Genomic DNA, 24,932 nt, shown 5'->3' on the forward strand with positions numbered 1-24,932 from the left:
TCGGTGGACCGGGAATCCCGCTCCAGATGTTCACGTACAGCACGGATCCAGCGGATCTCGGAAGGCCCGTTGTTTTCCGTCTCCCGAAGGCTATGGGGATGCGCTCCACGGGCGCAAACTATTTTTCCGACGAGTTTTCCGCGGCGCCTTCAGGGCCTTCCTCCAGCACCCCCGCGAGGTCCTCGCCGGCGCAGAGAGCCAGTACATCGGTGCCGTACCGGTCCAGCTTGCGCCGCCCTACTCCTGAGATGCACGCAAGCTCCGTTTCGGTTCCCGGAACCGCCTCGGCAATTGCCATCAGTGTCTTGTCCGTGAAGACGCAGTACGCCGGCTGGCGCGACCGGGCGGCCTGCGCGGCCCGCCAGTCCCGCAGCCGCTCGTACAACGCCTCGTCGAGATCCGAGGGGCAGTCCTCACAACGCATCAGCTTCATGTCGCCCGCAGCCGTCAGCGTCTTGTTGCAGACCCGGCAGCGGGCCGGCCCGCGGCTCCTGCGGCGACCCGCGCCCGCCGCCGCGCCGCCGCGGTCCACGCCGCCCAGGACGACGCCGGGCGCACGGTGCCCGGCCCCCGCCCCGGAACCGGGCCGCAGACCGTTCAGGAACCGGCTGGCGCGCCGGGAGGCCCGGCCGCCGGGAGAACGCGCCAGCGACCACGACAGGCCCAGGTGCAGACGAGCACGCGTCACGCCGACATACAGGAGCCGGCGCTCCTCCTCCACCTGCTCGTCGGTCTTGGCGTAGGTGATCGGCATCATGCCCTCGGTGAGACCGACCAGGAACACGGCGTCCCATTCCAGGCCCTTGGCGGCGTGCAGCGAAGCAAGCGTCACACCCTCGACCGTCGGGGCGTGCTGGGCGCTGGCGCGCTCGTCCAGCTCGGCGACCAGGTCCGCGAGGGTGGCTTCGGGGCGGGCCTTGGCGAAGTCCTCGGCGAGCCGCACCAGCGCCGCCAGGGATTCCCAGCGGTCACGCACGGCACCCGAGCCGGCCGGCGGCTCGGCGGTCCAGCCCATGTCGCTGAGCACCGCCCGCACCTCGGACGGCAGATCCACGGCGTCGTCGAGCAGTGCGTCATTGGCACCGAAGCGGGCGGCTCCGCGCAGCTTGACGCCGGCCTCGCGCACCTCCGGGCGCTCGAAGAACCGCTCGGCGCCCCGCAGCTGATAGGGCACACCGGCGTCGGCCAGCGCCTGTTCGTGAACCTCTGACTGGGCGTTGATACGGAAGAGCACCGCGATCTCGCTGGCGGGAACACCGGACGCGATGAGATCGCGGAGCCGGCGGGCGGTGCCCTCTGCCTCGGTGGGCTCATCGGCGTACTCGACGAACACCGGCTCCGGGCCGGCCTCGCGCTGCGAGACCAGCTCCAGGCGGTGCTCGGCGGCGCGGCCCCTGGCCTGGGAGAGCAGGCCGTTGGCGAGGTGCACGACCTGCGGGGTGGAACGGTAGTCGCGGACCAGCTTGACGACGGTCGCGTGCGGATGACGGGTGCGGAAATTCAGCAGGTGTTCGGGGGTGGCACCCGTGAAGCTGTAGATCGTCTGGCTGGCGTCGCCTACGACACAGAGGCTGTCACGGTCGCCCAGCCACAGGTCGAGCAGCCGCTGCTGGAGCGGGCTGACGTCCTGGTACTCGTCGACGACGAAGTGCTGGTATTGCGCGCGGACCTGCTCGGCGATGTCATGCCGGTCCTGGAGCACACCGACGGTGAGCAGCAGCACATCCTCGAAGTCGATGGTGCCGCGGTCGCGCTTGAGCTGTTCGTAGGTGGCGTAGATCTGCCCGATCTCGGCCGGGTCGCGCGGGGCCTCGCGCCCGGCCTTGGCGACCGCTGCCGGATAGTCGACGGGCACGGTCTGGGTGACCTTGGACCACTCGATCTCGCCCGTGACATCGCGCAGCTCGTTGCGGTCCAGCCGGATACGGCAGCGGGCGGCGGCCTCGGCGACCAGCTGGACCTTGCGCTCCAGCAGCCGCGGGAGCTCGCCGCCGACGGCCTTGGGCCAGAAGAACTGCAGCTGCCGCAGGGCCGCGGAGTGAAAGGTCCGCGCCTGCACCCCACCCGCGCCGAGCTGCCGCAGCCGCCCGCGCATCTCGCCCGCCGCCCGGGCGGTGAACGTGACAGCGAGCACACTGGCCGGCTGCAGGATCCCGGCCCGCACGCCGTACGCGATCCGGTGGGTGAGCGCTCGCGTCTTGCCCGTACCGGCGCCGGCCAGCACACACACCGGACCGTGCAGGGCCGTCGCGACCTCGCGCTGCTCGGGGTCGAGCCCGTCGAGCACCGCGTCGGCAGAGTCAGGGACCTGCGGGAAGAGAGAGGAGTCCGTTGCTGCTGTCACCCCGCCATGCTGCCAGGTCCACCGAGACGCCCGGGAAAGCTGTCCACAGGCACCGGATGCCGGTCGTACCGGCCCCGGCAGCTGTGGATGACCATCGGCCCCCGCCACCGCACTCTGCTTTGCTGTCTCTCAGCGGTCACCAGCCCGAACCGGGCCGGAGATCGTCACCGCCGAGGCTGCGGCAGACGCGTCCTGAACAGCAGGCCTCCGGCGGCGGAGGTCCGCGACCTGAGCGGCTGACTCTCGGTGAGGTGAGTGGGGGTGGAGTGGGGCGGGGGTGGGGGGGGTGGGGGGCGGCCGCCCCCGGGGGGGAATTGGAGACTGCTGCGGGAGAGAGGGTCCCGGGTAGGCGCCCGGGGAAGCCCCGGGGAGGGGGCTCCTGCGGTGGGGAGGGAGAGGGGCCCTGGAAGGCCCCAGCAAAGGTCGGGAATGCTCTCGGCCCCCCGAGCGTTCTTTCCCTTGGCGCCACGCCGGAGCGCCACGCCGGTTACGGCGTCCGACGGCATTGTTCCCCTGCCGGGCACGGCGTGGGACGGCATTGAACCAAGACTCACCAAGGAGCACGTGACGCATGGCGGGCACTGTGACGATGTACAGCACGACCTGGTGCGGCTACTGCCGTCGGCTGAAGGGCCAGATGGACCGCGAGGGCATCGCGTACACCGAGATCAACATCGAGAACGACCCCGAGTCCGCTGCGTTCGTGGAGAAGGCGAACGGCGGCAATCAGACGGTGCCGACCGTGCTCTTCGCCGATGGCTCGACGCTGACCAACCCGTCTCTGGCGCAGGTCAAGCAGAAGGTCGGCGCCTGACCGCTCCGAGTGGGCGGCTTCACAGGGGCCGTCGGCCGGATCCGTCGCACGGATCCGGCCGACGGCCCTGTCTGCTCGACAGTCCCCGTCCGCTCAGCACGCCCCGGTGTGTTCAGCGCCCCCTCTCGGCTGGCCACCCGGCCAGCCGCCCCCTCACGGCTTGGGCAGCGGCTTGCCGTACCACAGCTCGATCAGGCGGGCCGCGATCGAGATGCCGTACGGGGGCAGCACCTCGCCCGATTCGAAGGCGGCGCGCAGATCCTCGCGGGAGAACCACCGGGCTTCTTCGATCTCCTCGCCGTCCACCTGGATCGCGGACGAGGTGGCGCGCGCCATGAAGCCCAGCATCAGGCTGGAGGGGAAGGGCCAGGGCTGGCTGGCGATGTATTCGACGTCGCCGACGACGACGCCCGCCTCTTCGAAGACTTCCCGTGCCACCGACTGCTCGATGGACTCCCCCGGCTCGACGAAGCCCGCGAGGGTGGAGAAGCGGCCCTCGGGCCAGTGGACCTGGCGGCCCAGGAGCGCGCGGTCGTCCTCGTCGGTGACCAGCATGATCACGGCCGGATCGGTGCGCGGGTAGTGCTCCGCGCCGCAGGCGGGGCAGCGGCGGATATGGCCCGCGGCGGCGATGACGGTGCGCTCACCGCAGCGTGAGCAGAAGCGGTGCAGCCGCTGCCAGTTCTCCAGAGCCACCGCGTGGACGAGGAGCCCGGCGTCGCGCGGGGAGAGCAGCAGACCGGCCTCGCGGAGTCCGGCGGGCCGGGCGGACTGGTCCATACGGCCGGGCAGGGCGTCCTTCTGGAGCGCGAAGTAGCTGACGCCGTCCCCGTCGGTGCCGAGGTAGTAGCGGTGCGCCTCGGTCACCGGCGCCTCGAAGGACGGCGTCGTGATCAGCTCGGTGCGGCCGTCGGGGGTGTCGTCGATCAGCGCCTGGCCGCCGGACACCACGAAGACGCGCGTGGTCGGATGGCTCCAGGCCGCCGCGAGCCATGCCTCGTCGAGGCGGTGGTGGGCGGAGCGGTCGATTCCGCTCGGCGCGCTGAAGGTGAGCGGCCGGTCGGCGCTGTGGTCGGTCCAGGTGGTCACTGGTGTTTCCAACTCCCCCTATGACGTGGGTAATTGCTGCGTACGGACACGGAGCGGCACGGCGCCGCAAGCCCGGGTCAAGGGGTGCGCCAGGTGTCCGCCAGGTCGCCCCACAGGTGGGCGGCGGTTTCGACGCCCTTCATCAGCAGATCGAGCTCGACCTTTTCGTTCGGTGCGTGCCAGCCGTCGGAGGGGACGGAGATGCCGAGGAAGAGGACCGGGACGCCGAGGACGTCCTGGAGGTCGGCGGCGGGGCCGGAGCCCCCTTCGCGGGTGAAGCGGATCTTCTGGCCGAAGGCCCGTCCCATGGCGCGGACGACGGACTGGAGCGCGGGGTGGTCGAGCGGGGTCAGGCAGGGGCGGGTGGCGCCCCAGAAGGTGATGTCGTGGCGGATGCCGGCGGGGAGGCGGGCGGCCACCCAGTCGCGTACGGACTGCTGGACGGCGTCCGCGTCCTGGCCCGCGACGAGGCGGAAGGACAGTTTGAGCTGGGCGGTGGACGGCACGATGGTCTTCCCGCCGGGGCCCTGGTAGCCGCCGCTGATGCCGTTGACCTCGGCGGTGGGGCGGGCCCAGACGCGCTCCAGGGTGGTGCTGCCGGTCTCCCCGAGAGTGGCGTGGGAGTGGGCGGTGCGCAGCCACGCCGCTTCGTCGAAGGGCAGCTCGGCGAAGAGTTCACGTTCGCGGTCGGTGAGTTCGACGACGCCGTCGTAGAAGCCGGGGACGGCGACGCGGCGGTCCGCGTCGTGGAGTGCGGCGGCGAGCCGGGCGGCCTCGGTGGCGGGGTTGGGGACCGCGCCGCCGAAGGAGCCGGAGTGGATGTCCTGGTCGGGGCCGTAGAGGTCGACCTGACAGTCGGTCAGGCCGCGCATGCCGGTGCAGACCGTCGGGGTGTCCCTGGACCACATGCCGGTGTCGGAGACGATCACCGTGTCGCAGGCGAGGCGGGCCGCGTGCTTCTTGACGAGGGCCGGGAAGTTCGGGGAGCCGGACTCCTCCTCGCCTTCGATGAGCAGCTTGAGGTTGATGGCGGGGGTGGTGCGGCCGGTCGCGGCGAGGTGCGCGCGGACGCCGAGGGTGTGGAAGAACACCTGACCCTTGTCGTCGGCGGCGCCGCGGGCGTAGAGCTTGCCGTCGATGGTCTGGGGCGCGAAGGGGTCGGTGTGCCAGCCGTCCTCGCGGGCGGCGGGCTGCACGTCGTGGTGGCCGTAGACGAGCACGGTCGGTGCGGACGGGTCTCCGGAGGGCCATTCGGCGAAGACGGCGGGCAGGCCGTCCCCGTCGGTCTCCCAGATCTCGGTGGTCGGGAAGCCGGTGTCGGTGAGTTTGGCGGCGAGCCATTCGGCGCTGCGGCGGACCTCGCCGGCGTGCTCCGGGTCGGCCGAGACGGAGGGGATGCGCAGCCACTCGGCGAGGTCGTCGAGGAAGGTGTCGCGCCGGCTGGTGATGTACGCGCGGACGGCGCTGTCCGGGGTGGTGCTCATACGACCGAGCCTATCGGGCCTTCGGGGGGTGGCTGGTCGGAGGTCTCACCGAGCAGGATGCGCTCCAGTCCGGCCCGGCCCGGCAGACGCCGGGGCCGGACGATCTCGCCGGTGCGGACGTACAGGAAGGCGGCGTCGACGGCGGCGGGCGGCAGGCCGTGCCGCTCGGCCCAGGCGAGGCGGTAGACGGCCAGCTGGAGGGGGTCGGCGGTGCCGGCGGGGCCGGTTTTCCAGTCGACGATCTCGTAGCGGTCACCGTCGGGGCCGGGTTCTTTGTAGACGGCGTCGATGCGGCCGCGGATGACCCGTCCGGCGAGGGTCAGCTGGAAGGGGGCCTCGATGCGGTAGGGGGTGCGGTGGGCGTACGGGGAGCGGGCGAAGGCTTCCTTGAGGGCTTCCAGGTCGTGTTCGTCGGCGATCTCCGTGTCCTGGCCGGGTTCGGTGCCGGGCAGTTCGTCGGGGCCGAGCAGGGGCAGGGTGAGCTCCTCGAAGCGGGATTCGACCCAGGCGTGGAAGCGGGTGCCGCGGCGGGCGCCGGGTTGCGGGGGGCGCGGCATGGGGCGGGCCAGTTCACGGGCGAAACCGTCCGGGTCGGCGGCGAGGCGGAGGAGCTGGGTGGCGCTGAGGGAGGCGGGGAGCGGGACGTCGCGGACGGTGGCGCGGGAGCGGCGGAGTTCGTCGGCGAGGGCGTCCAGATCGCGGTCCCAGGACGCGACGGTGCGGCGCTCCTCGGGGAGGAGGGCGGACGGGGTGGCGGCGGCGGGCGTGGTGGGGTCGGCGAACGTGGTGGGGTCGGGCTCGGCGGAGCGCTGGGCGATGATGCGGGGGCGGGGCGTGGCGGTGGGGTCGGCGGGGGTGTACGGCGGGGCGTCGGCGAACGGGTCGCCCTCGGGAGCACCGTCAAACGGGTCGGGTTCGGGGACGTCGTCGTACGGCGTGACGTCGTCGCAGAGCGGGGCATCGTCGTAGAGCGGGGCATCGTCGTACGGATCGACCGCTGCCGCGCACTCCTTCTCCCCGGGGGGCGGCGGCCACTCCGGGTCGTATGCGGTGATCGCCGTCGGCTCGGCGGCGGGGGCCGGCGCCGTCGCGTCCGTCCGGCGGGCCAGATGGGCGCGGACCGTTGCCGCGGCGGTGCGGCGGCGGGCCGTGGCGGTGGGATCGAGGGGCAGTGGCCATGCCTGGTCCGTGGCGGTCTCGGCGAGGGCGGGGTTCTCGGCGCCGTCCTCCGGTGGCTCGGCCCAGAACTCGATTTCGCCGTGGCCTGCCTCGCAGTGTTCGCGGAGGGCCTCCAGGAAGGCGGACGGGCCGCGTGGCCGCTTCTGGTCGGGGCCCCACCAGTGGCCGGAGCCGAGGAGCAGGGAGCGCGGGCGGGTGAACGTCACATAGCCCAGGCGGAGTTCCTCGGTCTGCTGGTGGTGCTTCATCGCCTCCTTGAAGGTCTTGAGGCCGCGGCTTGCCCATTCCTCGACGTCGGGGAGGGTGGCGGCGTCGCCGCGGAGGGCGTGTGGCAGGACCTTGGGCTGGGTGATCCAGGACTCTCGGGCCTGCTCGCTGGGGAACTGCCTGCCGACGAGGCCGGGCACCGCGACGACGTCCCATTCGAGGCCCTTGGACTTGTGCGCGGTGAGCACCTTGACGGTGTTGTCGCCGCCGGGGAGGGAGCTGTCGAGTCCCTTTTCGTGCTGGACGGCCGTGCGCAGGAAGCCGAGGAAGGCGAGCAGGGTCGCTTCGCCGCCAAACAGGGCGGCGCCGCCCTGTTTGGCGGCGAAGCCGGCGGCGATGTCGAGGAAGGCGCCGAGGGTTTCCCGGCGGCGGGCGGCGAGGGCGTGCGGCGAGGCGGACAGTTCGACTTCCAGACCGGTGGTGGTCAGCACCCGGTGGAGTACGTCCATCAGCGGGTCGCCCAGCGAGCGCCGCAGGTCGCGGAGTTCGGTGGCGAGATAGGCGAAGCGGACTCGTGCCTCGGCGGAGAACGGCAGGCCGTCGTCGGGGCCGTCGGCTTCCAGGAAGGTGTCGAGGGCGTCGGCGAGGGAGATCGTCTCGGCGGGGTCGACGCCTTCCACCGCTTCGGCCAGCCGCCGTTCCGGGTCGTCGGGGGGGCCGCCGTGGTGGACGAGGGCGCGGGCGCGGCGGCCGAGGAGCGCCAGGTCGCGGGGGCCGATCCGCCAGCGGGGGCCGGTCAGGAGACGGACCAGGGAGGCGTTGGCCGTCGGGTCCTGGAGGACCTCGCAGACGGCGACGAGGTCGGCGATCTCGGGCAGATGCAGCAGCCCGGAGAGGCCGACGACCTCCACCGGGAGGTCGCGGGCGACGAGCTCGCCCTGGATGCGGGCGAAATCGCCGGCGGTGCGGCAGAGCACCGCGATCTCGCCGGGCGGGGTGCCCGTACGGACGAGGTGGGCGAGGGAGTCGGCGATCCAGGACAGTTCCTCGGCGTGGGTGGGCAGCAGGGCGCAGCGCACCATGCCGTCCCGCTCGGCGCCGGCGGCGGGGCGGAGCGCTTCGACGCCGGCGTGCATCTGCCGCAGTGGTTCGGCGAGGCCGTTGGCGAGGTCGAGGAGGCGGCCACCGCTGCGGCGGTTCTCGCTGAGCGCGAAGCGGCGGGCGGGGGTGCCGTCCTGGAAGGGGAAGTGGTCGGGGAAGTCGTCGAGGTTGGCGACGGAGGCGCCGCGCCAGCCGTAGATGGCCTGGCAGGGGTCGCCGACGGCGGTCACCGCATGCCCGGTGCCGGCGCCGAACAGGCCGGAGAGCAGTAGCCGTTGGGCGACGGAGGTGTCCTGGTATTCGTCGAGCAGGACGACCCGGAATTCCTCGCGCAGCATCCGGCCGACTTCGGGGCGGGTGGTGGCGAGGGTGGCGGAGAGGGCGATCTGGTCGCCGAAGTCGAGCAGGTCTCGGTGGCGTTTTTCGCTGCGGTAGGCGGCCACGAGGTCCAGGAGTTCCAGCCGGCCGCGGACGGTTTCGGGGACCTTGCGCAGGTCGGCGTTGGTGAGCCGGACGGCGTCGAGGGTGTCGAGCAGGGTGCTGTCGTGGGCCCGCAGCCGGGCCGGGTCCACCAGGTGCTCGGCCAGTTCGCCGTCCAGGGCGAGGAGGTCCTCCACGAGGGAGGGCAGGGATTTGGTGAGCGACGGGTAGGGGCCTGGGGCGGCGCGCAGGACCCGGGCGGCGAGCTGGAAGCGGGTGGCGTCGGCGAGCAGCCGGGCGGTCGGTTCGAGTCCGATGCGCAGGCCGTGGTCCTTGAGGAGCTGGCCGGCGAAGGCGTGGTAGGTGGAGATCCGGGGTTCTCCGGGGGGCTGCGCCGCTCCGGAGCCGTCTTGGGGGAGGGTTTCGGGGTCGGTGACGCCGGCGGCGAGGAGGGCGGCGCGGACCCGCTCGGCGAGCTCGCCGGCCGCCTTGTTCGTGAACGTCAGCCCCAGGACCTCTTCGGGGGCGACCTGGCCGGTGCCCACCAGCCACACCACGCGGGCCGCCATCACCGTGGTCTTGCCCGAGCCTGCTCCGGCCACGATGACCTGCGGGGCGGGCGGGGCGGTGATGCACGCCGTCTGCTCCGGGGTGAACGGGATGCCGAGCAGGTCTTTGAGCTGCTCGGGGTCGGTGATGCGGGCTGCTGACACAGCGAAAACCGTAGCGGCCGCCACTGACAATCACGGTCCGCCGCAGGTCATGGGGCTGTGGCGGCATTCCTGCGTGGCCGGGGCGGGGCTTCGCGGTGAGGGCTCGGCCGCCGCCGCCGTTGTCCCCGACTGTTTTCCGCTGCCGTTTTCCCGGTTCCGTTTTTCCCCGCCGCCCACCCCCTTCGGGGGGTGGGCGGGTGTAGTGGTGCGGTTTCGGGGCGGCCAGGGCGCGGCCGAGTGGGGTGCGGCCCCCGTGGCGACGCGGCCCGAGTGGCGGATGCGGCCCCCGGTGGCGACGCGGCCCGAGCGGCGGGTGCGGCCCCCCTCCCCCGCCACGCCCCGGCTCACTCCACAACATGCCGTCCCTGCGGCTGCGCGCTGCACGAGGCGCGGAAGGCGCAGTGGTTGCAGTGCGTCCCGGTGGTGGGGGTGAAGCGCTCGTCCAGCACCCGGCCGGCCGCGGTGGCGAGCAGATCGCCGACCCAGTCGTCCCCCGGCTTCGCCTCCGGGCCCGCTTCCAGAGCCCGCTGCGCCTGGACCGCGGGCAGCGCGTCGCCGCCCTCCTTCTGGGGGGCGCCCAGCCGCAGATGGACGAGTTCCGCGCCGGCCGGCTCCGGCGTGCTCCCGCCGAAGGCGTCGTCGACGGCGCCTTCGCGCACCGCGAGCTGATAGACGGCGAGCTGCGGGTGGCGGGCGACCTCGGCTCCGGTCGGCTTCCGTCTGCCGGTCTTGAAGTCGACGACATACGCGCGCCCCTGGGAGTCCCGGGCCACCCGGTCCATGCTGCCGCGGATCCGGACCTCGTACGCGCCGGCTGCGAGGGTGACGTCGAAGCCGTGCTCGGTGGCGACGGCGTCCCGGCCGAGCGTCTCCTGTTCCCGTACATGCCAGCGCAGAAAGCGCTCCAGGGCGGCGCGGGCGTTGTCCTTCTCCTGGCGTGACTTCCAGGGGGCGTCGAAGGCCAGCGCGTCCCATACGGAGTCCAGCCGCTCCATCAGGACGGTCAGATCGGCGGGCGTACGGCCCGAGGCGACCTCGTCGGCGAGCACATGCACCACGTTGCCGAAGCCCTGGGCCGCGGTGGACGGCGGGTCCGCCTTCACCTCGCGTCCCAGGAACCACTGGAGGGAGCAGGTGTTGGCGAGCTGGTCGAGCGCGCTCCCGGAGAGCACCACGGGCCGGTCGCGGTCCCGTAGGGGGACGGCGCTGTGGGTGGGTTCGTGCAGCCCCCACCAGTTGTCGGGGTGGGCGGCCGGCACCAGGGGGTGGCCCTCGTCGTCCGTCAGGGCGGCCAGCTTCGCCAGCCGCTGGGCGGCTGCGTCGCGCAGCGCCGGGCCGGCCTCCGGGTCGACGGTGGTGGCGCGCAGCTCGGCGACCAGCGCGGCGACGGACAGGGGGCGGCGCGGGCGGCCGGTGACGTCCTGGGGGGTGATGCCGAGCTCGGTCAGGAAACGGGAGGGCTGGTCACCGTCGTCGGCCGCGGACTTCACGGCGGTGACGATCAGCCGCTCGCGGGCGCGGGTCGCGGCCACGTAGAACAGCCGGCGCTCCTCGACGAGCAGCGCGCCCGGGGTGAGGGGCTCGGCGAGGCCGTCCCGGCCGATCCGGTCCGCCTCCAGGAGCGAGCCGCGCCGGCGCAGGTCGGGCCAGAGTCCTTCCTGGACGCCGGCGACGATCACCAGCCGCCATTCGAGGCCCTTGGAGCGGTGCGCGGTCATCAGCCGTACGGCGTCGGGGCGGACGGTGCGGCGGGTGAGGGTGTCCGCGGCGATGTCCTGGGCGTCCAGTTCTTCCAGGAAGTTGAGCGCGCCGCGTCCGCCGGTGCGCTCTTCCGCGCGGGCGGCGGTCTCGAAGAGGGCGACGATGGCGTCCAGGTCCCGGTCGGCGTTGCGGCCCGCCGCGCCGCCGCGCCGGGCGGCCCGTTCCAGCCGCTGCGGCCAGGGGGTGCCGTCCCACAGTTCCCACAGGGCCTGTTCGGCGGTGCCGCCGCCGGCCAGCAGTTCGCGGGCCTTGCGCAGCAGCAGGCCGAGCCGCTGGGCGCCACGGGCGTACGCCGGATCGTGCGCCACCAGGCGCTCCGGTTCGGCGAGTGCCTGGGCGATCAGCTCGTCGGAGGGACGCGGCAGCGCCTGCCCGGCGGCTCGCTCCTCCTCGCGCAGGGCGCGCCCCAGCCGCCGCAGATCCGCCGAGTCCATGCCGCCGAGCGGCGAGGTCAGCAGCTCTATGGCGGTCTCGGCGTCTGTCCAGGCGGGGGCGGTGGCGGAGGCGGCAGTGGCGGAGCCCGGCTCGCCGTCGGCCTCATCGAGGCCGCCGACAGCCTCATCGGGGATTCTGTCGACCTCATCGGGGATGACGACAGCCCCATGGGGGGTTCCGTCGGCCCCGTCGAGGCTTCCGGCCGCCTCGTCAGGGCTTCCGTCGGCTCCATCGACGCTTCCGGCGGCCTCATCGGAGCTTCGCGTGCCCGCCCGTGGCGCTGCCGCAGTCAGACGACCACCGGCGCTTGAGTGCGCCACCAGTGCCCCCCGCGCCGCCGCCCGCAGCGCCCCCAGGAGCGGGGCGACCGCCGGTTCGTGCCGCAGCGGCAGATCGTCGCCGTCGATGTCGAGCGGCACCCCGGCCGAGGTGAGCGCCCGGCGCACGGCGGGGATCGAGCGCCCTCCGGCGCGGACGAGGACGGCCATCTCGCGCCAGGGCACGCCGTCCTCCAGGTGGGCGCGGCGCAGCAGGTCCGCGATGTGGTCCAGTTCGGCGCCCGGTGTCGGGTACGTGTACGCCTCGACGCGGCCGCCGTCCCGTACGGGCACCGGCTCGCGGTGCGCGCGCACCTTCTCCGCCGGGAGGCGGGTCAGCGGCATCCGGCGGGTCAGCAGCCGGGTGGCCGCCAGCAGGGCGGCGCCGGAGCGGCGGGATGTGCCCAGGACCGCCACCGGGGCCGGGGTGCCGTCGGCGCGCCGGAAGGTCTCCGGGAAGTCGAGAATGCCGTTGACGTCGGCGCCCCGGAAGGCGTAGATCGACTGGTCGGGGTCGCCGAACGCGACGAGGGTGCGGCCCGGGGAGCCCGGTGCGGCCGCCGCTCCGTGGTTGCCCGCCAGCGCCCGCAGCAGCCGTACCTGAGCGGCGTCGGTGTCCTGGTACTCGTCGACATAGACCGCGTCGTACATGGCCGCCAGCCGGGCCGCGGCGTCGGTGCGCCCGGCGAGGAGCACCGCACGGTGCACCAGCTCGGCGTAGTCCAGTACGCCCTGGGCGTCCAGGACGTCGAGATATTCCGCGAGGAAGGCGGCGGCGGCGCTCCAGTCGGGCCGTCCGGTGCGCCTGGCGAAGGCGCCGAGGGCGTCCGGGCCCAGGCCCAGTTCACGGCTGCGGGCGAGTACCGCGCGGACCTCGTCGGCGAATCCACGGGTGGTGAGGCAGGCGCGCAGCTCGTCCGGCCAGCTGACCCGGGCGCGGCCGTCACCCGCCAACTCCGCCTGCCCTTCGAGGAGTTCACGGACGACGAGGTCCTGTTCGGGGCCGGACAGCAGCCGCAGCGGGTCGGCGAAGAGTTCGGCGTCCTGGTGAGCGCGGACCAGGGCGTAGCAGAAGGAGTGGAAGGTCGTCGCCTGGGGGACGCCCACCCGTGGCCCACCGCCGCCCTTCGCCGGAAGCCCTTCGGGCTGCCCCTCTGAACTGCCCAGGCGGGACGCGAGCCGGTCGCGGAGTTCGACGGCGGCCTTGCGGCTGAAGGTGAGGACGAGGATCCGCTCGGGGTCGCCGCCGGCGCGCACCCGCTGCGCCACCGACTCCACGAGCGTCGTGGTCTTTCCGGTGCCCGGCCCGGCCAGGACGAGCAGCGGCCCGTGGCGGTGGTCAACCACGGCGCGCTGGGCTGCGTCCAAGGCAGGAGGGTCCACCGGCCCCGGCGGGGTGCGCACCAGACGGTACGCGCCGGAGGCGTCCCGCCGCGCCGCCCGGTGCGGCCGCGTCGGCGGGAGGGCCGAGAAAGGGGAGCTCACGTGGATCGCCGGTCCTGGTGGAGGTGCTGGTCGTAGTGCGGTGGAAGAAGCTGTGGGTGGCGCGGTGGTGCCGCCGCGCCGCGCGCTCGGGGATGGAGCGGTGGTACGGGCCGGGTGCGGTACGGGCCGTGGCCTGCGGTGCGCCCGGGGTGGGTCGGCGGTGACGGCGGTGCCCGACGGTACGCCAGGCGGCGCACGTGCCGCAGCGCGTCCCATACCCGGACGCGACATCCCGGCGGGAGCGCCGTCAGCCGTCCATGCCCGCACCACCTTCGCCGCGCGGGCCGCCATCGCCCTGTGGACGGCCATCGCCGCGCCAACCACCATCGCCGCTCAGACCGCCATCGCCCTGCGGGCCGACATCGCCGTGCGAACCGCCCTCGCCCGGCCGGCCATCCCACCGCGCCCGACGCATGTCCAGCCGGGGTATGTGGCCCTCGGCCGCCGTCGACGCTCCTCGCAGCGGCGTCCCCTCCTCCCGGTAGTGCGCCAGTACCCGCAGTTCGCTGCCCGACAGCAGCACGCCGTCCGCGCGCACCACCCGCCACCAGGGCACCGCGCCCCCGTAGAGCGCCATGACTCTGCCCACCTGCCGCGGCCCGCCGCCGCCCTTCGCCGGACCCCCTTCGGGCTGCCCCTCGTCTCGGAGCCACTCCGCGACATCGCCGTACGTCATCACCCGCCCGGCCGGGATCAGCTCGGCGACGCCGAGGACGCGCTCGGCGTATTCCGGCAGGTCACCGGCGTCCGCGCCGGGTGCCCCGGCCCCGTCGTCGGCGGCACGGGAGGCCGCTTCATCTCCGGTCCCACTCATTCGGTCCATCCTGCCCCACGCCACCGACAACGGCCCTCGGCCCCCGCCCCGGAAGGCTCCCGAACCGACTTTCGGACCGATCCCGAACCGGCTCCGGGCCCCGCTCCGGGACCACGGCGGCGCACTATGGGAACACCGGCGGTGGCTGACGTTCCGTTTCCCGTACCACCGAAATGCCCCCCTGATGCCCCCCGCCGAAGCCCGGCCATGCCACCATCTTCCGGACGGTGACTGGTGATACGAGATCAAGAAGAGACGGCCGAGCAGCAGGGTGCGGCGCCTCCACGGGAGGCGGGCGCCCCTGACGCGCTGGACGTCGACACCGCCGCAGCCGCCCACGAACCGGCCGCACCGACCGAGCGGCCGGCCCAGCAGCGGGCGGCGCGACAGGGGAAGCACCAACGGGGGCCGGACACGGCTTCCGCTACCGAAAAGGCGAGCACGATCGAGAAGGCCGAAAGACCAGGGGCGTCAGAGAGGCCGGAAGGGCCCGGGAAGCCCACGCCACGCGAGCGGCAGAAGGAGAAGCGAGGAAAGCAGGGCGAGCACGAGGCGCGGGACCGGCGCGCGGAGCACCCGAAGGGCGCGGACCGGCCGTCCGGCGCGGGCCGCGGCACGCCCCGTACCGGCTCGCACCGCTCCGATCTGACCCCGGACGAGTACGGCGAGTTCCACGTCGACCGGGTGTCCGGGGACGAGCCGCTGCTGCCCGCGCGTGTGCACCGCCCCGCCGACCTGCTGCGGCTGCTGCTGGGCATCGTCGGGATCGCGCTGGTCCTCCTGCTGGCCACGTTCGCCCATGGCACGACCCAGGGCCTGGAGGACGACATCGGCACCGGCGCCAAGGCGGCGCCGCAGCTGCTGATCAACCTGGCGGGCCTGACCTCCAGCGTCCTGGTGCTGCTGGTGCCGGTGGCGTTCGCCGTGGAGCGGCTGATCAAGCGGGACGGGCTGCGGATCGCGGACGGCGTGCTCGCCGCCGTGCTCGCGCACGGCGTGTCGCTGGCGACCGACCTGTGGGTGGCCGAGGCCGCCGCGCCGTCCATCCGCGACGCGCTGACCCGGCCGTTGGAGAGCGGCGGCCTGACGCCGCCGGTGCACAGTTACCTCGCGCCCGTCATCGCCTATATGACGGCGGTGGGGATGTCACGGCGGCCGCGCTGGCGGGTCGCGATGTGGTTCGTGGTGCTGCTGGACGTCGTCGCGGTGCTGGTCGGCCGGTACACCACCCCGTTCGCGATCGCCACGACCCTGCTGATCGGCTGGACCGTCGCCTACGGGACCCTCTACGCCGTCGGCTCCCCCAACGTCCGCCCCACCGGGCAGAACCTCCTCGCGGGGCTGCGCCGGGTCGGCTTCCGGCCGGTCAGCGCGATGCGCGCGGAGGACGTGATCAACCCTGACCACCCCGAGCACGCCGACCGCGGCCGCCGCTACATCGTCACCCTGGAGGACGGCCCGCCCATCGACGTCACCGTCGTGGACCGCGAGCAGCAGGCCCAGGGCTTCTTCTACCGCGTCTGGCGGCGACTGTCGCTGCGCGGTATCCACCAGCGCCGCAGTCTGCAGTCGCTGCGCCAGGCGCTGGAGCAGGAGGCGCTGCTGGCGTACGCGGCGATCGCGGCGGGTGCCAGCGCCCCCAAGCTGATCGCCACCTCCGAGCTCGGCCCGGACGCGGTGATGCTGGTCTACGAGCACATCGGGGGCCGCACCCTGGACTCGCTGGCCGACGAGGAGGTCACCGACGCGCTGATGCACAGCGCCTGGCGGCAGGTCAAGGCATTGCAGTCGCGGCGGATCGCGCACCGGCGGCTGGTCGGTGACGCCCTATTGGTGGATCGTTCCGGCAATATCGTCCTGACCGATCTGCGCGGCGGTGAGATCGCGGCCGGTGACGTGGTGCTGCGGATGGACATCGCCCAGTTGCTGACCACCTTCGGGCTGCGGGTCGGCGCCGAACGCGCCGTCGCCGCGGCGGTGGAGGTGCTCGGCCCGGACGCGGTCGCCGACGGCCTCCCGCTGCTCCAGCCGATCGCGCTCAGCCGCACCACCCGGGCGACGCTGCGCCAGAGGGCCCGCGAGCGCGCGAAGCGGGAGCGGGAGGCGGTGCTGGCGGCCTCGGAGGCCACGAAGGAGGCCCGGGAGGCGCGGGCGACGGAGGGCTCCAAGGACCGCAAGACGCTGCGGGCCGAGCGGCACGCGGCGAAGGCCGCTCAGAAGCGGGCCCTGGAGGAGGCGTCGGAGGAGGCCCGGGAGGAGGATCTGCTGGCCCAGATCCGCCGGCAGGTGCTGCTGGTCCGCCCGACGGCGGTGATCGAGCCGGCGAAGCTGGAGCGGCTCAGCCCGCGCATCCTCCTCAGCTGGATCGCCGGTGCGATCGCGGTGTATCTGCTGCTGTCGCAGCTCACCAACTTCGACCTGGGCGATGTGATCAACAAGGCCCAGTGGGTGTGGGTGCTGGTCGCGATGTTCTTCTCGGCGCTGACGTACATCGCGGCGACGATGAGCCTGCTGGGGTTCGTCACCGAGAAGGTGTCGTTCGTACGGACGGTGATCGCGCAGATCGCGGGCAACTTCGTGAAGCTGGTGGCGCCCGCGGCGATCGGCGGTGTGGCGCTCAACGCCCGGTTCCTGCAGCGCGCGGGGGTCCGGCCGGGCCTGGCGGTGGCGAGCGTCGGCGCGTCCCAGCTGTTCGGCCTGGGCAGCCACATCCTGCTGCTGCTGGTCTTCGGCTATCTGACCGGCACGCAGCACACACCGACGATCTCGCCGTCCCGTACGGTCATCGCCGGTCTGCTGACGGCGGCGGTGCTGGTGCTGATCGTCACCGCGGTCCCATCGCTGCGGAAGTTCGTCGTGACGCGGGTGCGGTCGCTGTTCGCGGGGGTGGTCCCCCGGATGCTGGACATCCTCCAGCGGCCGCGGAAACTGATCATGGGCATCGGCGGCATGCTGCTGCTGACGGCGGCGAACGTGATGTGTCTGGACGCGTCGATCCGGGCGTTCGGCGGCGGCGGCCAGGTCAGCTACGCGAGCATCGCGGTGGCCTTCCTCGCGGGCAACGCGCTGGGGTCCGCGGCGCCGACGCCGGGCGGTCTGGGTGCGGTCGAGGCTGCGCTGGTGGGCGCGCTGACGTTCTCCGGGCTCGCCTCTGGCACGGCGCTCCCGGCGGTGCTGCTGTTCCGGCTGATGGTGTTCTGGCTGCCGGTGCTGCCGGGGTGGCTGGCCTTCACATATCTGACCCGCAAGGGCGAGATCTGACCCGCAAGGGCGAGATCTGAGGCGGCCGGCCGTACCACGCGCCGCGAACAACCGGCCCGCACCCCGCGACGCGAACAGGCCATGCCATGCAGCACGAAGGAGCCGGTCCGCGGCACATGCGGACCGGCTCCTCACCCACAGCAGGGGCTCATCTCACCCCGCCGGCCGGCTCAGTAGACGGGCTTCTCCGGCTCGATCGTGTTGACCCAGCCGATGACGCCGCCACCGACATGCACCGCGTCGGCGAAACCGGCGGACTTCAGGACCGCGAGCACCTCGGCGGAACGGACGCCCGTCTTGCAGTGCAGGACGATCTTCCTGTCCTGCGGCAGGTCCTGGAGAGCGCCGCCCATGAGGAACTCGTTCTTCGGGATCAGCCGGGCGCCGGGGATCGAGACGATCTCGTACTCGTTCGGCTCGCGGACGTCGATGATCTCGATCTTCTCGTCCGCGTCGATCCACTCCTTGAGCTGCTTGGGAGTGATCGTCGAGCCGGCCGCCGCCTCCTGCGCCTCCTCGGACACCACGCCGCAGAACGCCTCGTAGTCGATGAGCTCGGTGACGGTCGGGTTCTCACCGCAGACCGCGCAGTCGGGGTCCTTGCGGACCTTGACCTGACGGTAGGTCATCTCCAGCGCGTCATAGATCATCAGCCGGCCCACGAGCGGGTCGCCGGTACCGGTGAGGACCTTGATCGCCTCGGTGACCTGGATGGAGCCGATGGACGCGCAGAGCACGCCCAGGACGCCGCCCTCGGCGCAGGACGGGACCATGCCGGGCGGCGGGGGCTCCGGGTACAGGCAGCGGTAGCAGGGGCCGTGCTCGCTCCAGAACACCGACGCCTGGCCGTCGAAGCGGTAGATCGAACCCCAGACGTAGGGCTTGTTCAGCAGCACACACGCGTCGTTGACCAGATAGCGGGTGGCGAAGTTGTCCGTGCCGTCCACGATCAGGTCGTACTGCGCGAAGAGCTCCATGGCGTTCGTGGAGTCCAGCCGCTCTTCGTGCAGATTGACGGTGACGTACGGGTTGATGCCCAGCACCGAGTCCTTGGCGGACGCGGCCTTCGAACGGCCGATGTCCGACTGACTGTGGATGATCTGGCGCTGGAGGTTCGACTCGTCGACCTCGTCGAACTCCACGATGCCCAGGGTGCCGACGCCGGCCGCGGCCAGGTACATCAGCGCGGGCGAGCCCAGGCCGCCGGCGCCGACGCACAGCACCTTGGCGTTCTTCAGCCGCTTCTGCCCAGCCATCCCGACATCCGGGATGATCAGGTGGCGGGAGTACCTGCGGACCTCGTCGACGGTGAGCTCGGAAGCGGGCTCGACCAGGGGTGGCAGCGACACGGGGACTCCGTTGGTCGGTAATTAAGTACGGTCGTTCTGCCCGTAACAGTGCCACGCCCTTCTTCATTCCGAGACACCCGTTCCGATGCGCGAGACGAATTCGTCCCAGTAGCCGGGCAGCGACTCCCAGGCATCACCGCCCCGGTCACGGTGGTCGGTGAAGTACACCGTGCCCGCCCCCTGCCAGCGGGCGATCCGCAGTGCTTCGTCCAGATGCGTCCGGGGCACCCCGTGGACGAGGTGGCAGAAGCGTTCGGGCGGATGGTCGGCGGTCCACTCGGCCACCTGCGACCAGCGGTAGTCGGTCCACGGCCCGGCGAACGTCACCAGCTGGTCGGCGCACTCGGCGTAGCCGGGGCAGGGGTGGGTGCCGTGACCGAGGACGAGATGGGCGCCGTCGAGCAGGGCCCGGAGGGTGGCGGTGATCCGCCGGGTCGCGGACAGCTGTGTCCGGTCCGTGGGACAGCGGTCCAGCCAGAAGCCGTCGACCCGGTACCACTCCAGGTAGCGGTGCGCGTCGGAGACCAGCTCGCCGAAGGGACGCGCACCGTTCCCCATGTCGAGATGCCCGATGAGACGGGTGCCCGTCCCCTGCAGCCTGCTCGCCGCCGGCACGCAGTGCGGGTCGGGGCGCGCCCCCGGCCCGTTGGACACATTGAGCACGGTCCAGTGCACCGGCGACCCGGTCCCATGGCCGTCGCCGGAGCAGCGCAGCAGTTCCGCCCACTCGGTGGGCGCGAGCAGAGGGTGGGCGAAGCCCGGGACGCCGATGCCCAGCGGTCCGGCCCCGGTGGCCGCGCGGAAGAGATCCGTGGGGGTGGTCAGATACGACATGCGGCCTCCATCCAGATGTCGGCCAGCGACTCCTCCAGACCGATCCGCGGGCGCCAGCCGAGCCGGTCGCGCGCGGTGCGGACGTCCGCCTGCTGCCAGGTGCCGCAGCCGTCCGGATACGGGTAGGTGGTGGGCGGCGCGCTCACCCCGTGTTCGGTGGCCGGGGCCGGGATGACCAGCCGGGCGGGCGGCGAGTCCAGTTCGTGCAGCGAGCCGCCGAATCCGGCGACCCGGGCCAGCACGGACGCGGCCTCGCGCAGCCGTACGGCGCGGCCGGTCCCGATGTTGACGATGCCCTGCGCGGCGGAGAGCGAGGCTGCGTGCACCGCGCGCGCGATATCGCGGACATCGACGAAGTCGCGCTGGACGCCGAGCCCGCCGAGCTTGAGTTCGCTGTCGCCGGTCTGCATGGCGCGGCGCATCGCCTCGGCGAGCCGGCCGAGCGGCGAGCCGGCCGGGGTGCCGGGGCCGACCGGCGAGAAGACCCGCAGTACCACGGCGTCGAGCCCGGAGCCGAGGACCAGTTCGGTGGCGGCGAGCTTGCTGACGCCGTACGGCCCTCCGGGGCGCGGCACCGCGTCCTCGGCGGTGGAGGAGCCGGGCTGGGAGGGTCCGTACTCGGAGGCGCAGCCCAGCTGCACCAGCCGGGCGCCGCAGCCGCTGCGCCGCAGCGATTCGCAGACGGTGGCGACCGCGACGGTGTTGTGCCGGGTCAGCTCGCGGGCGCCGCCCCGGGTGGCACCCGCGCAGTTGACGACGACCCCGGGGTGGACGGCGTCGAGGAAGCGGGTGAGCGCGCCGGGGCTGCCGGTGGCCAGGTCGAAGCGGACGTCCGCGTCGTCGTCGCGCCCGAGGGCGGTGAGCTGGACGGCGGGGTCGGCGAGCAGGCGGTCGGCGACGAAGCGGCCGAGGTACCCGTTGGCACCGATGAGCAGGACCCTCATCGTGCGACCCCCCGGTGCCCGTGGCGAGTGGTGGGGTGGACGTTCATGTGTCGTGCTCCTAAGGCGGGTTGTGAGAAGTGGGGAAACTTCGACAGCGGGGACGGCGGGTTGGTCCGCCCCGGGGGCGGGACCGCGTGGGGGGTGGTGCCCGCGTCGAAGGCCCCGAAGCGGCCGTATCGGGGTGCCGCTTCGGGAGGGGTGCGTGGTGTGGGGGTCCCCGGAGGGAGTGCGGGGCGCGGGGCGCCCCGGTGGCGCCGCCGGCCCGCGCCGGGTGTGCCGGTGGTGGTCGGGCGGGTCACGGCCGGTCCGCCTCCGCCGGTACGGAGGGCGAGTGCGCACAGGCTCCGGTCAGCGCCCGCAGGCCGTGGACCAGCAGGCCGAGTGCGGCGGCCCCGCAGGCCAGGGCGGGTACGGCGGCCGGTCCGAGGGCGGCGGCCAGCGCCTCCACCGGCCGGCCGGCCGGGGCCAGGCCGGGGAGCCGGGCGATCAGCACCATGGCCAGGGCGAGGGCTTCCAGGGCGGCGGCCGCGGCCATGCCCGCCGCGGCCGCCCCGGGGAAGCCGTGCAGGGCGAGCAGCCGGGCGAGGAACAGCAGCATGCCCAGGGCGGCGGCCGCGACCGTGCCCGGCACGCTGCCGCCGCGGAAGACCAGGCCCGCGCCGAGCAGCAACGTCACCAGCGCGCCCAGGAAGAGCAGGGTGACGCCGAGCAGCAACGGCCGTGTCCGGGCGGCGAGTTCCGTCAGGCCCCGGCTGGCGGCGAGGCAGCGCCGGCCGCGCACCGCGAACCGGTGGGCGCACCAGGCCGCCGGCGCGATGCCGAAGGCCAGCGCCACGGCAGTGGCGAGGGCGGCCCTGGGGCGCACATACGGCAGATCGGGGCCGCCGGCCAGCAGCTGCGCCAGCAGCCAGTCGCCGTAGACCGCGTACCCCACCGTCCAGCAGATCCACAGGCCCGCGGCACCCGATCCGGCGTCCTGGTGGCGTAACCGCAGCGGCCCGGACCGCACGCCCAGCCGCACCGCGAGGACGATCAGCACGATGCCGGTGGCGGCGATCACCGGCCGTAGAAGGGGTGTGGGTTCATCTGCGGAGGTGACCGCGGCGGCCACCGCGACACAGACCGCGCCGGGCAGCAGATGCAGCGCCGCCCGCATGCTCCGGGAGCGGCCGCCGGGTTCGGGGCGTTGGGCCGGGGCACCGTCGGACTCGGCGCGCGGCACCCGGGCGTACAGTTCCTCGGCCAGCGAGAAGACATCACGGTGCCGGAAGCGGGCGGCCATGCGGTCGGTGACGCCGTGCGCCTCCAGCCCGGCGGCGATCTCCAGCGCGTCGACGGCGCGTTCGCAGAGCTTGCGGTGCCGGTGCATCAGGGCCCGGACGGGGTCGGCGGACCCTCGGCGCACGGGCCGCGGCACGGCTCCCTCGGGCCCCTTGGCGCCATTGGCACCCTCGCCGCCCTCGGTGTCCTTGGTGCGCTTACGGGCGGACGGGGGCGGCAGCGCGGTGGGCTCCCGGCGGGGGCCTTCGGGGGGCGTGCGGTCGGGCATCGACCGCTCCGTCTCGGATGCGGTCATGCCCCCTCTCCTCTCCCTGGGGCCTGTCCTGGGATACCGCCGTGTGCCCTCCGCTCCACGCCCCTCACCCTCGCCACGCTCATCACACCCGTCGCCACCGTCATGCCTGTCGCCACCATCTTGTCCAGCACGCTCACCACGCCCACCTCATCGCGTTCCGTGCCTCCAGGGCGCCACCGGAAGGCCCGCACGGCTGTCCGTCCCACGCGTCACATCCCTTCCTGACGTCACGTACGCGCACCTCCCCCACACCCCTCGACTCCCCCGAACCCCCCGGCGCCGGCCGACACCCCCGCTACCCAACAGGCTGTCTCCGCAAGTCCCTTGGCCCGCATCCCGGCGCCCCCCTCAACGGCCTCCCGGGCCTCCGGCGTCGCCCAGCTCGGCGTATGGCCGGCCGGACGGGCCGCCGAACGCGCGGCGGCAGGCGCGACCCAGCGGCCCGGGACATGGGATTCGGCGGGACGGGCGAACGGCTGTGGTACGCCCTGCGCGTCCACCGCGCGATACGCCGCCGGGCGGCCCGGAGCGCGCGAGATCAGCTCCAGATAGATGCCACGAAATGCCGTGATGTTCTGCTCGGCGGTGAACAGTTCGAGCGCCCGCGCGCGAGCCGCCGCGCCCAGCCGCGCCCTGCGCTCCGGGTCGCCGAGCAGCGCGCCGACGGCATCGGCGAGAGCGCGGGGATTGCGCGGCGGGACCACCAGCCCCGTGCCGCCGATGACTTCGCACACCGCGCCGACATCGGTCGACACCGTGGCGCGTCCGCAGAACATCGCTTCCACCAGGGAGCGCGGAAAACCCTCGACGACACTGGAGAGGACCACGACCGAGGCGGAGGCGTACGCGTCCTCCACGGTCGGCGCCTCCGGGCCGCCGATCTCCTCGAAACTGACCGGGTTCTCGCCGATGGTGCGGGCATCGGCCGCCTCGTCGGGGAAGAGCTGGGCGGCCAGCGCCCGGCAGTGCGCGAAGTACCCGGGCGCCTCCGGGTCACGGCCGACCCCGCCGATGATCCGCAGCGTGGCCGCCGGCTCGGCCTTGCGGATCTCCGCGAAGGCGTGCAGCAGCGCGAAGAGGTCCTTGGCGGGCTCGACCGCCCCGATCCAGACCAGCGTCTTACCGTCGTCCGCCTCGGCCTCGGCGACCGAGGCGAAGCGGTCGGCGTCCATGCCCGGGTAGACCGTGCGCAGCCGGTCCCGGTCCGCGCCGCAGCGCTGCTGCCAGCGCCGGGCGTGGGTGTTGCCGGGGGTGATCAGCGCCGCCTGTGCGTACGTCTCGGCGGCCAGCGCTCCCTGGAAGGCGGCGAGCAGCGCGCGCACGGACGCGCTGAGCGGCGCCGCGGCGCGCGCGAGATAGTGCTCGCGCAGCCGTACGCCGTACTCGGTGACCAGCAGCGGGATCCCGAAGAAGCGTTTGGCCAACAGACCGGGCAGGGCCGCCGCACCGCCGGATGTGGCATGGCAGAGGTCCACACCGCCGAGCCCCGGGTCGTAGGCGTCGCCGTACCAGTCCAACGACAGCGGGCGCAGCGCGAGTTCGAGGTGTTCGGTGACCGCTAAGAGGTCCTGGACCTGTGCGCCGTGCGCGGCGGGCAGCGCACGGCGGCCCCGGCAGGCGCGCTCCAGGATGCGCACGGCGTCCTCGGAGCGGAGCAGCGTGGGCAGCCCGCCGTGTTCGCGGGCCAGCTCGGCGAGCCCGTAAAGTCCGGCGGCGAAACGGTCCGCCTTCCCGGCGGCGGAGCCGTCGGGGCCCCCGGCCGCCTCGGGCGGCACCTCGCCGGAAGGCGGCGGCACCCCGCCGGAAGGCTGGGTGCCGAACGCCGCCGCGAGTTCGCCGAAGTGCTCGGCGAAGCGGCGCCGGTCGCGGCGCCCGGCGGCACGGCCCTTGCGCTCCTCGACGTGCCGACGGTGCTCCTCGGGGAACTCGCCCCACAGCGGCGCCGTCCGCACCAGACGTACGTGCTCCGGCAGCCCGCACCAGCCCCGCGCCTCCTGCCGGGCGCCGGTGCTCAGGGCGTACACCTCGAAGTCATGGCCGGTGAGCCCGCGCACGAGCCGGTCGCACCACCCCTGCGACTCACCCGACGCATACGGATAACCACCCTCGGACAGCAGCCCCACGCGCACGAGTGCACCCCCGTCCTTCCTTGTCGGCGTCCCTGCGCGACGGTCTCCCCGTCACCTGCAGGAAGAAGTTACGCAAAGGGCCCGGTGGTGCGATGGACGGTTGTCCATCGCACCACCGGAAGGGGTGAACCCTCGTGACTTCGCGTCACGAGGGGCGTTTGGGTGGGCTATGTCTCGCCGCGGCTTGTTCCCGCCGCTTTCGACCGCCCCGCCGTAGAGGTCCGCTGCGCGTTGCCTGCGCCCCACGCTTTTGGCTGTCCCGCCGTGAGGGTTTGCCTGCGGCAGGCCTGAACCGACGTCTTTGGCTGTCCCGCCGTGACGCTTGCTGCGAGCTGTGTTCCGCTGCGCGGGGCTGTTCGGCAGCGGCACCGGCCCTCCGGACTCCGTCCTGCGGACCGGCACCTCCCGAAGGGGTGGGAAGAAGACCGGTGGGGGCCATGTAGCCGGTCATGTGCACCCTGTGGCCCCGGACACAGACACCCCACAGACCACATGGGGCCCCACCGGCCCCATTCCCCCACCGTCGGGAGGGGAACGGGCCGCAGGACGGAGTCCGGAGGCCCGTCACCGCACCCGAAAACCCACGCCCGCCGCAGGCGCAACGGCGAAACACCCCCACGGCGGGACAGCCAAAACGTCAGCTCAAGCCCGCCGCAGGCGACCCCCTACGGCAGGG

At 73.3% G+C, this 24,932-nt stretch carries 13 protein-coding genes; 2 read left to right on the forward strand and 11 right to left on the reverse strand.

Annotated features, from left to right (window positions below; genetic code table 11):
• Positions 1-118: 118 nt before the first annotated feature.
• The gene (locus K9S39_RS16400) at positions 119-2,344 is read right to left on the reverse strand and encodes an ATP-dependent DNA helicase UvrD2 (RefSeq protein WP_248864099.1); all 2,226 of its coding nucleotides are present in this window, start codon (positions 2,342-2,344) and stop codon (positions 119-121) included.
• A 571-nt stretch (positions 2,345-2,915) separates the two neighbouring features.
• Between K9S39_RS16400 and K9S39_RS16405 the strand changes: the two genes are divergently transcribed.
• The gene (locus K9S39_RS16405; RefSeq protein ID WP_248864100.1) at positions 2,916-3,158 is read left to right on the forward strand and encodes a mycoredoxin; all 243 of its coding nucleotides are present in this window, start codon (positions 2,916-2,918) and stop codon (positions 3,156-3,158) included.
• Between the two features lie 153 nt (positions 3,159-3,311).
• On the opposite strand, the gene nudC is transcribed toward K9S39_RS16405, so the two are convergent.
• From nudC to K9S39_RS16430, 5 genes are all read right to left on the reverse strand, one after another.
• A complete protein-coding gene (nudC, locus tag K9S39_RS16410; protein WP_248864101.1) occupies positions 3,312-4,247 on the reverse strand; it encodes an NAD(+) diphosphatase in 936 nt (311 codons plus the stop codon).
• Positions 4,248-4,324: 77 nt separating this feature from the next.
• Positions 4,325-5,731 carry a dipeptidase gene (locus tag K9S39_RS16415; protein ID WP_248864102.1) on the reverse strand — a complete coding sequence of 469 codons (1,407 nt, stop codon included), beginning with the start codon at positions 5,729-5,731 and terminating at the stop codon, positions 4,325-4,327.
• A complete protein-coding gene (locus tag K9S39_RS16420; RefSeq protein ID WP_248864103.1) occupies positions 5,728-9,351 on the reverse strand; it encodes a UvrD-helicase domain-containing protein in 3,624 nt (1,207 codons plus the stop codon). Before K9S39_RS16420 ends, K9S39_RS16415 begins: the two co-directional genes overlap by 4 nt.
• Before the next feature lie 344 nt (positions 9,352-9,695).
• On the reverse strand, positions 9,696-13,349 hold the full coding sequence (locus K9S39_RS16425; protein ID WP_248864104.1) for an ATP-dependent helicase: 3,654 nt from the start codon (positions 13,347-13,349) through the stop codon (positions 9,696-9,698).
• A 247-nt stretch (positions 13,350-13,596) separates the two neighbouring features.
• Positions 13,597-14,163, reverse strand: coding sequence for an MGMT family protein (locus K9S39_RS16430; protein ID WP_248864105.1), 567 nt, complete (start codon positions 14,161-14,163; stop codon positions 13,597-13,599).
• A gap of 234 nt (positions 14,164-14,397) precedes the next feature.
• Between K9S39_RS16430 and K9S39_RS16435 the strand changes: the two genes are divergently transcribed.
• On the forward strand, positions 14,398-17,424 hold the full coding sequence (locus tag K9S39_RS16435) for a lysylphosphatidylglycerol synthase transmembrane domain-containing protein (protein ID WP_406707952.1): 3,027 nt from the start codon (positions 14,398-14,400) through the stop codon (positions 17,422-17,424).
• A gap of 170 nt (positions 17,425-17,594) precedes the next feature.
• On the opposite strand, the gene moeZ is transcribed toward K9S39_RS16435, so the two are convergent.
• From moeZ to K9S39_RS16460, 5 genes are all read right to left on the reverse strand, one after another.
• Complete coding sequence (gene moeZ, locus K9S39_RS16440; protein WP_248864106.1) at positions 17,595-18,773, reverse strand: adenylyltransferase/sulfurtransferase MoeZ; 1,179 nt, start codon at positions 18,771-18,773, stop codon at positions 17,595-17,597.
• A 63-nt stretch (positions 18,774-18,836) separates the two neighbouring features.
• Entirely contained in the window at positions 18,837-19,607 is a 771-nt protein-coding gene (locus K9S39_RS16445) for a spherulation-specific family 4 protein (RefSeq protein WP_248864107.1), read from the reverse strand.
• The gene (locus tag K9S39_RS16450; RefSeq protein ID WP_248864108.1) at positions 19,595-20,551 is read right to left on the reverse strand and encodes an NAD-dependent epimerase/dehydratase family protein; all 957 of its coding nucleotides are present in this window, start codon (positions 20,549-20,551) and stop codon (positions 19,595-19,597) included. The genes K9S39_RS16445 and K9S39_RS16450 overlap by 13 nt, the downstream gene beginning before the upstream one ends.
• A gap of 295 nt (positions 20,552-20,846) precedes the next feature.
• On the reverse strand, positions 20,847-22,127 hold the full coding sequence (locus K9S39_RS16455; RefSeq protein WP_248864109.1) for a hypothetical protein: 1,281 nt from the start codon (positions 22,125-22,127) through the stop codon (positions 20,847-20,849).
• A 227-nt stretch (positions 22,128-22,354) separates the two neighbouring features.
• Complete coding sequence (locus tag K9S39_RS16460; protein ID WP_248864110.1) at positions 22,355-24,256, reverse strand: DUF3492 domain-containing protein; 1,902 nt, start codon at positions 24,254-24,256, stop codon at positions 22,355-22,357.
• Between the last annotated feature and the right edge of the window lie 676 nt (positions 24,257-24,932).

It is taken from the genome of Streptomyces halobius, assembly GCF_023277745.1.
Classification (GTDB): Bacteria; Actinomycetota; Actinomycetes; order Streptomycetales; family Streptomycetaceae; genus Streptomyces; species Streptomyces halobius.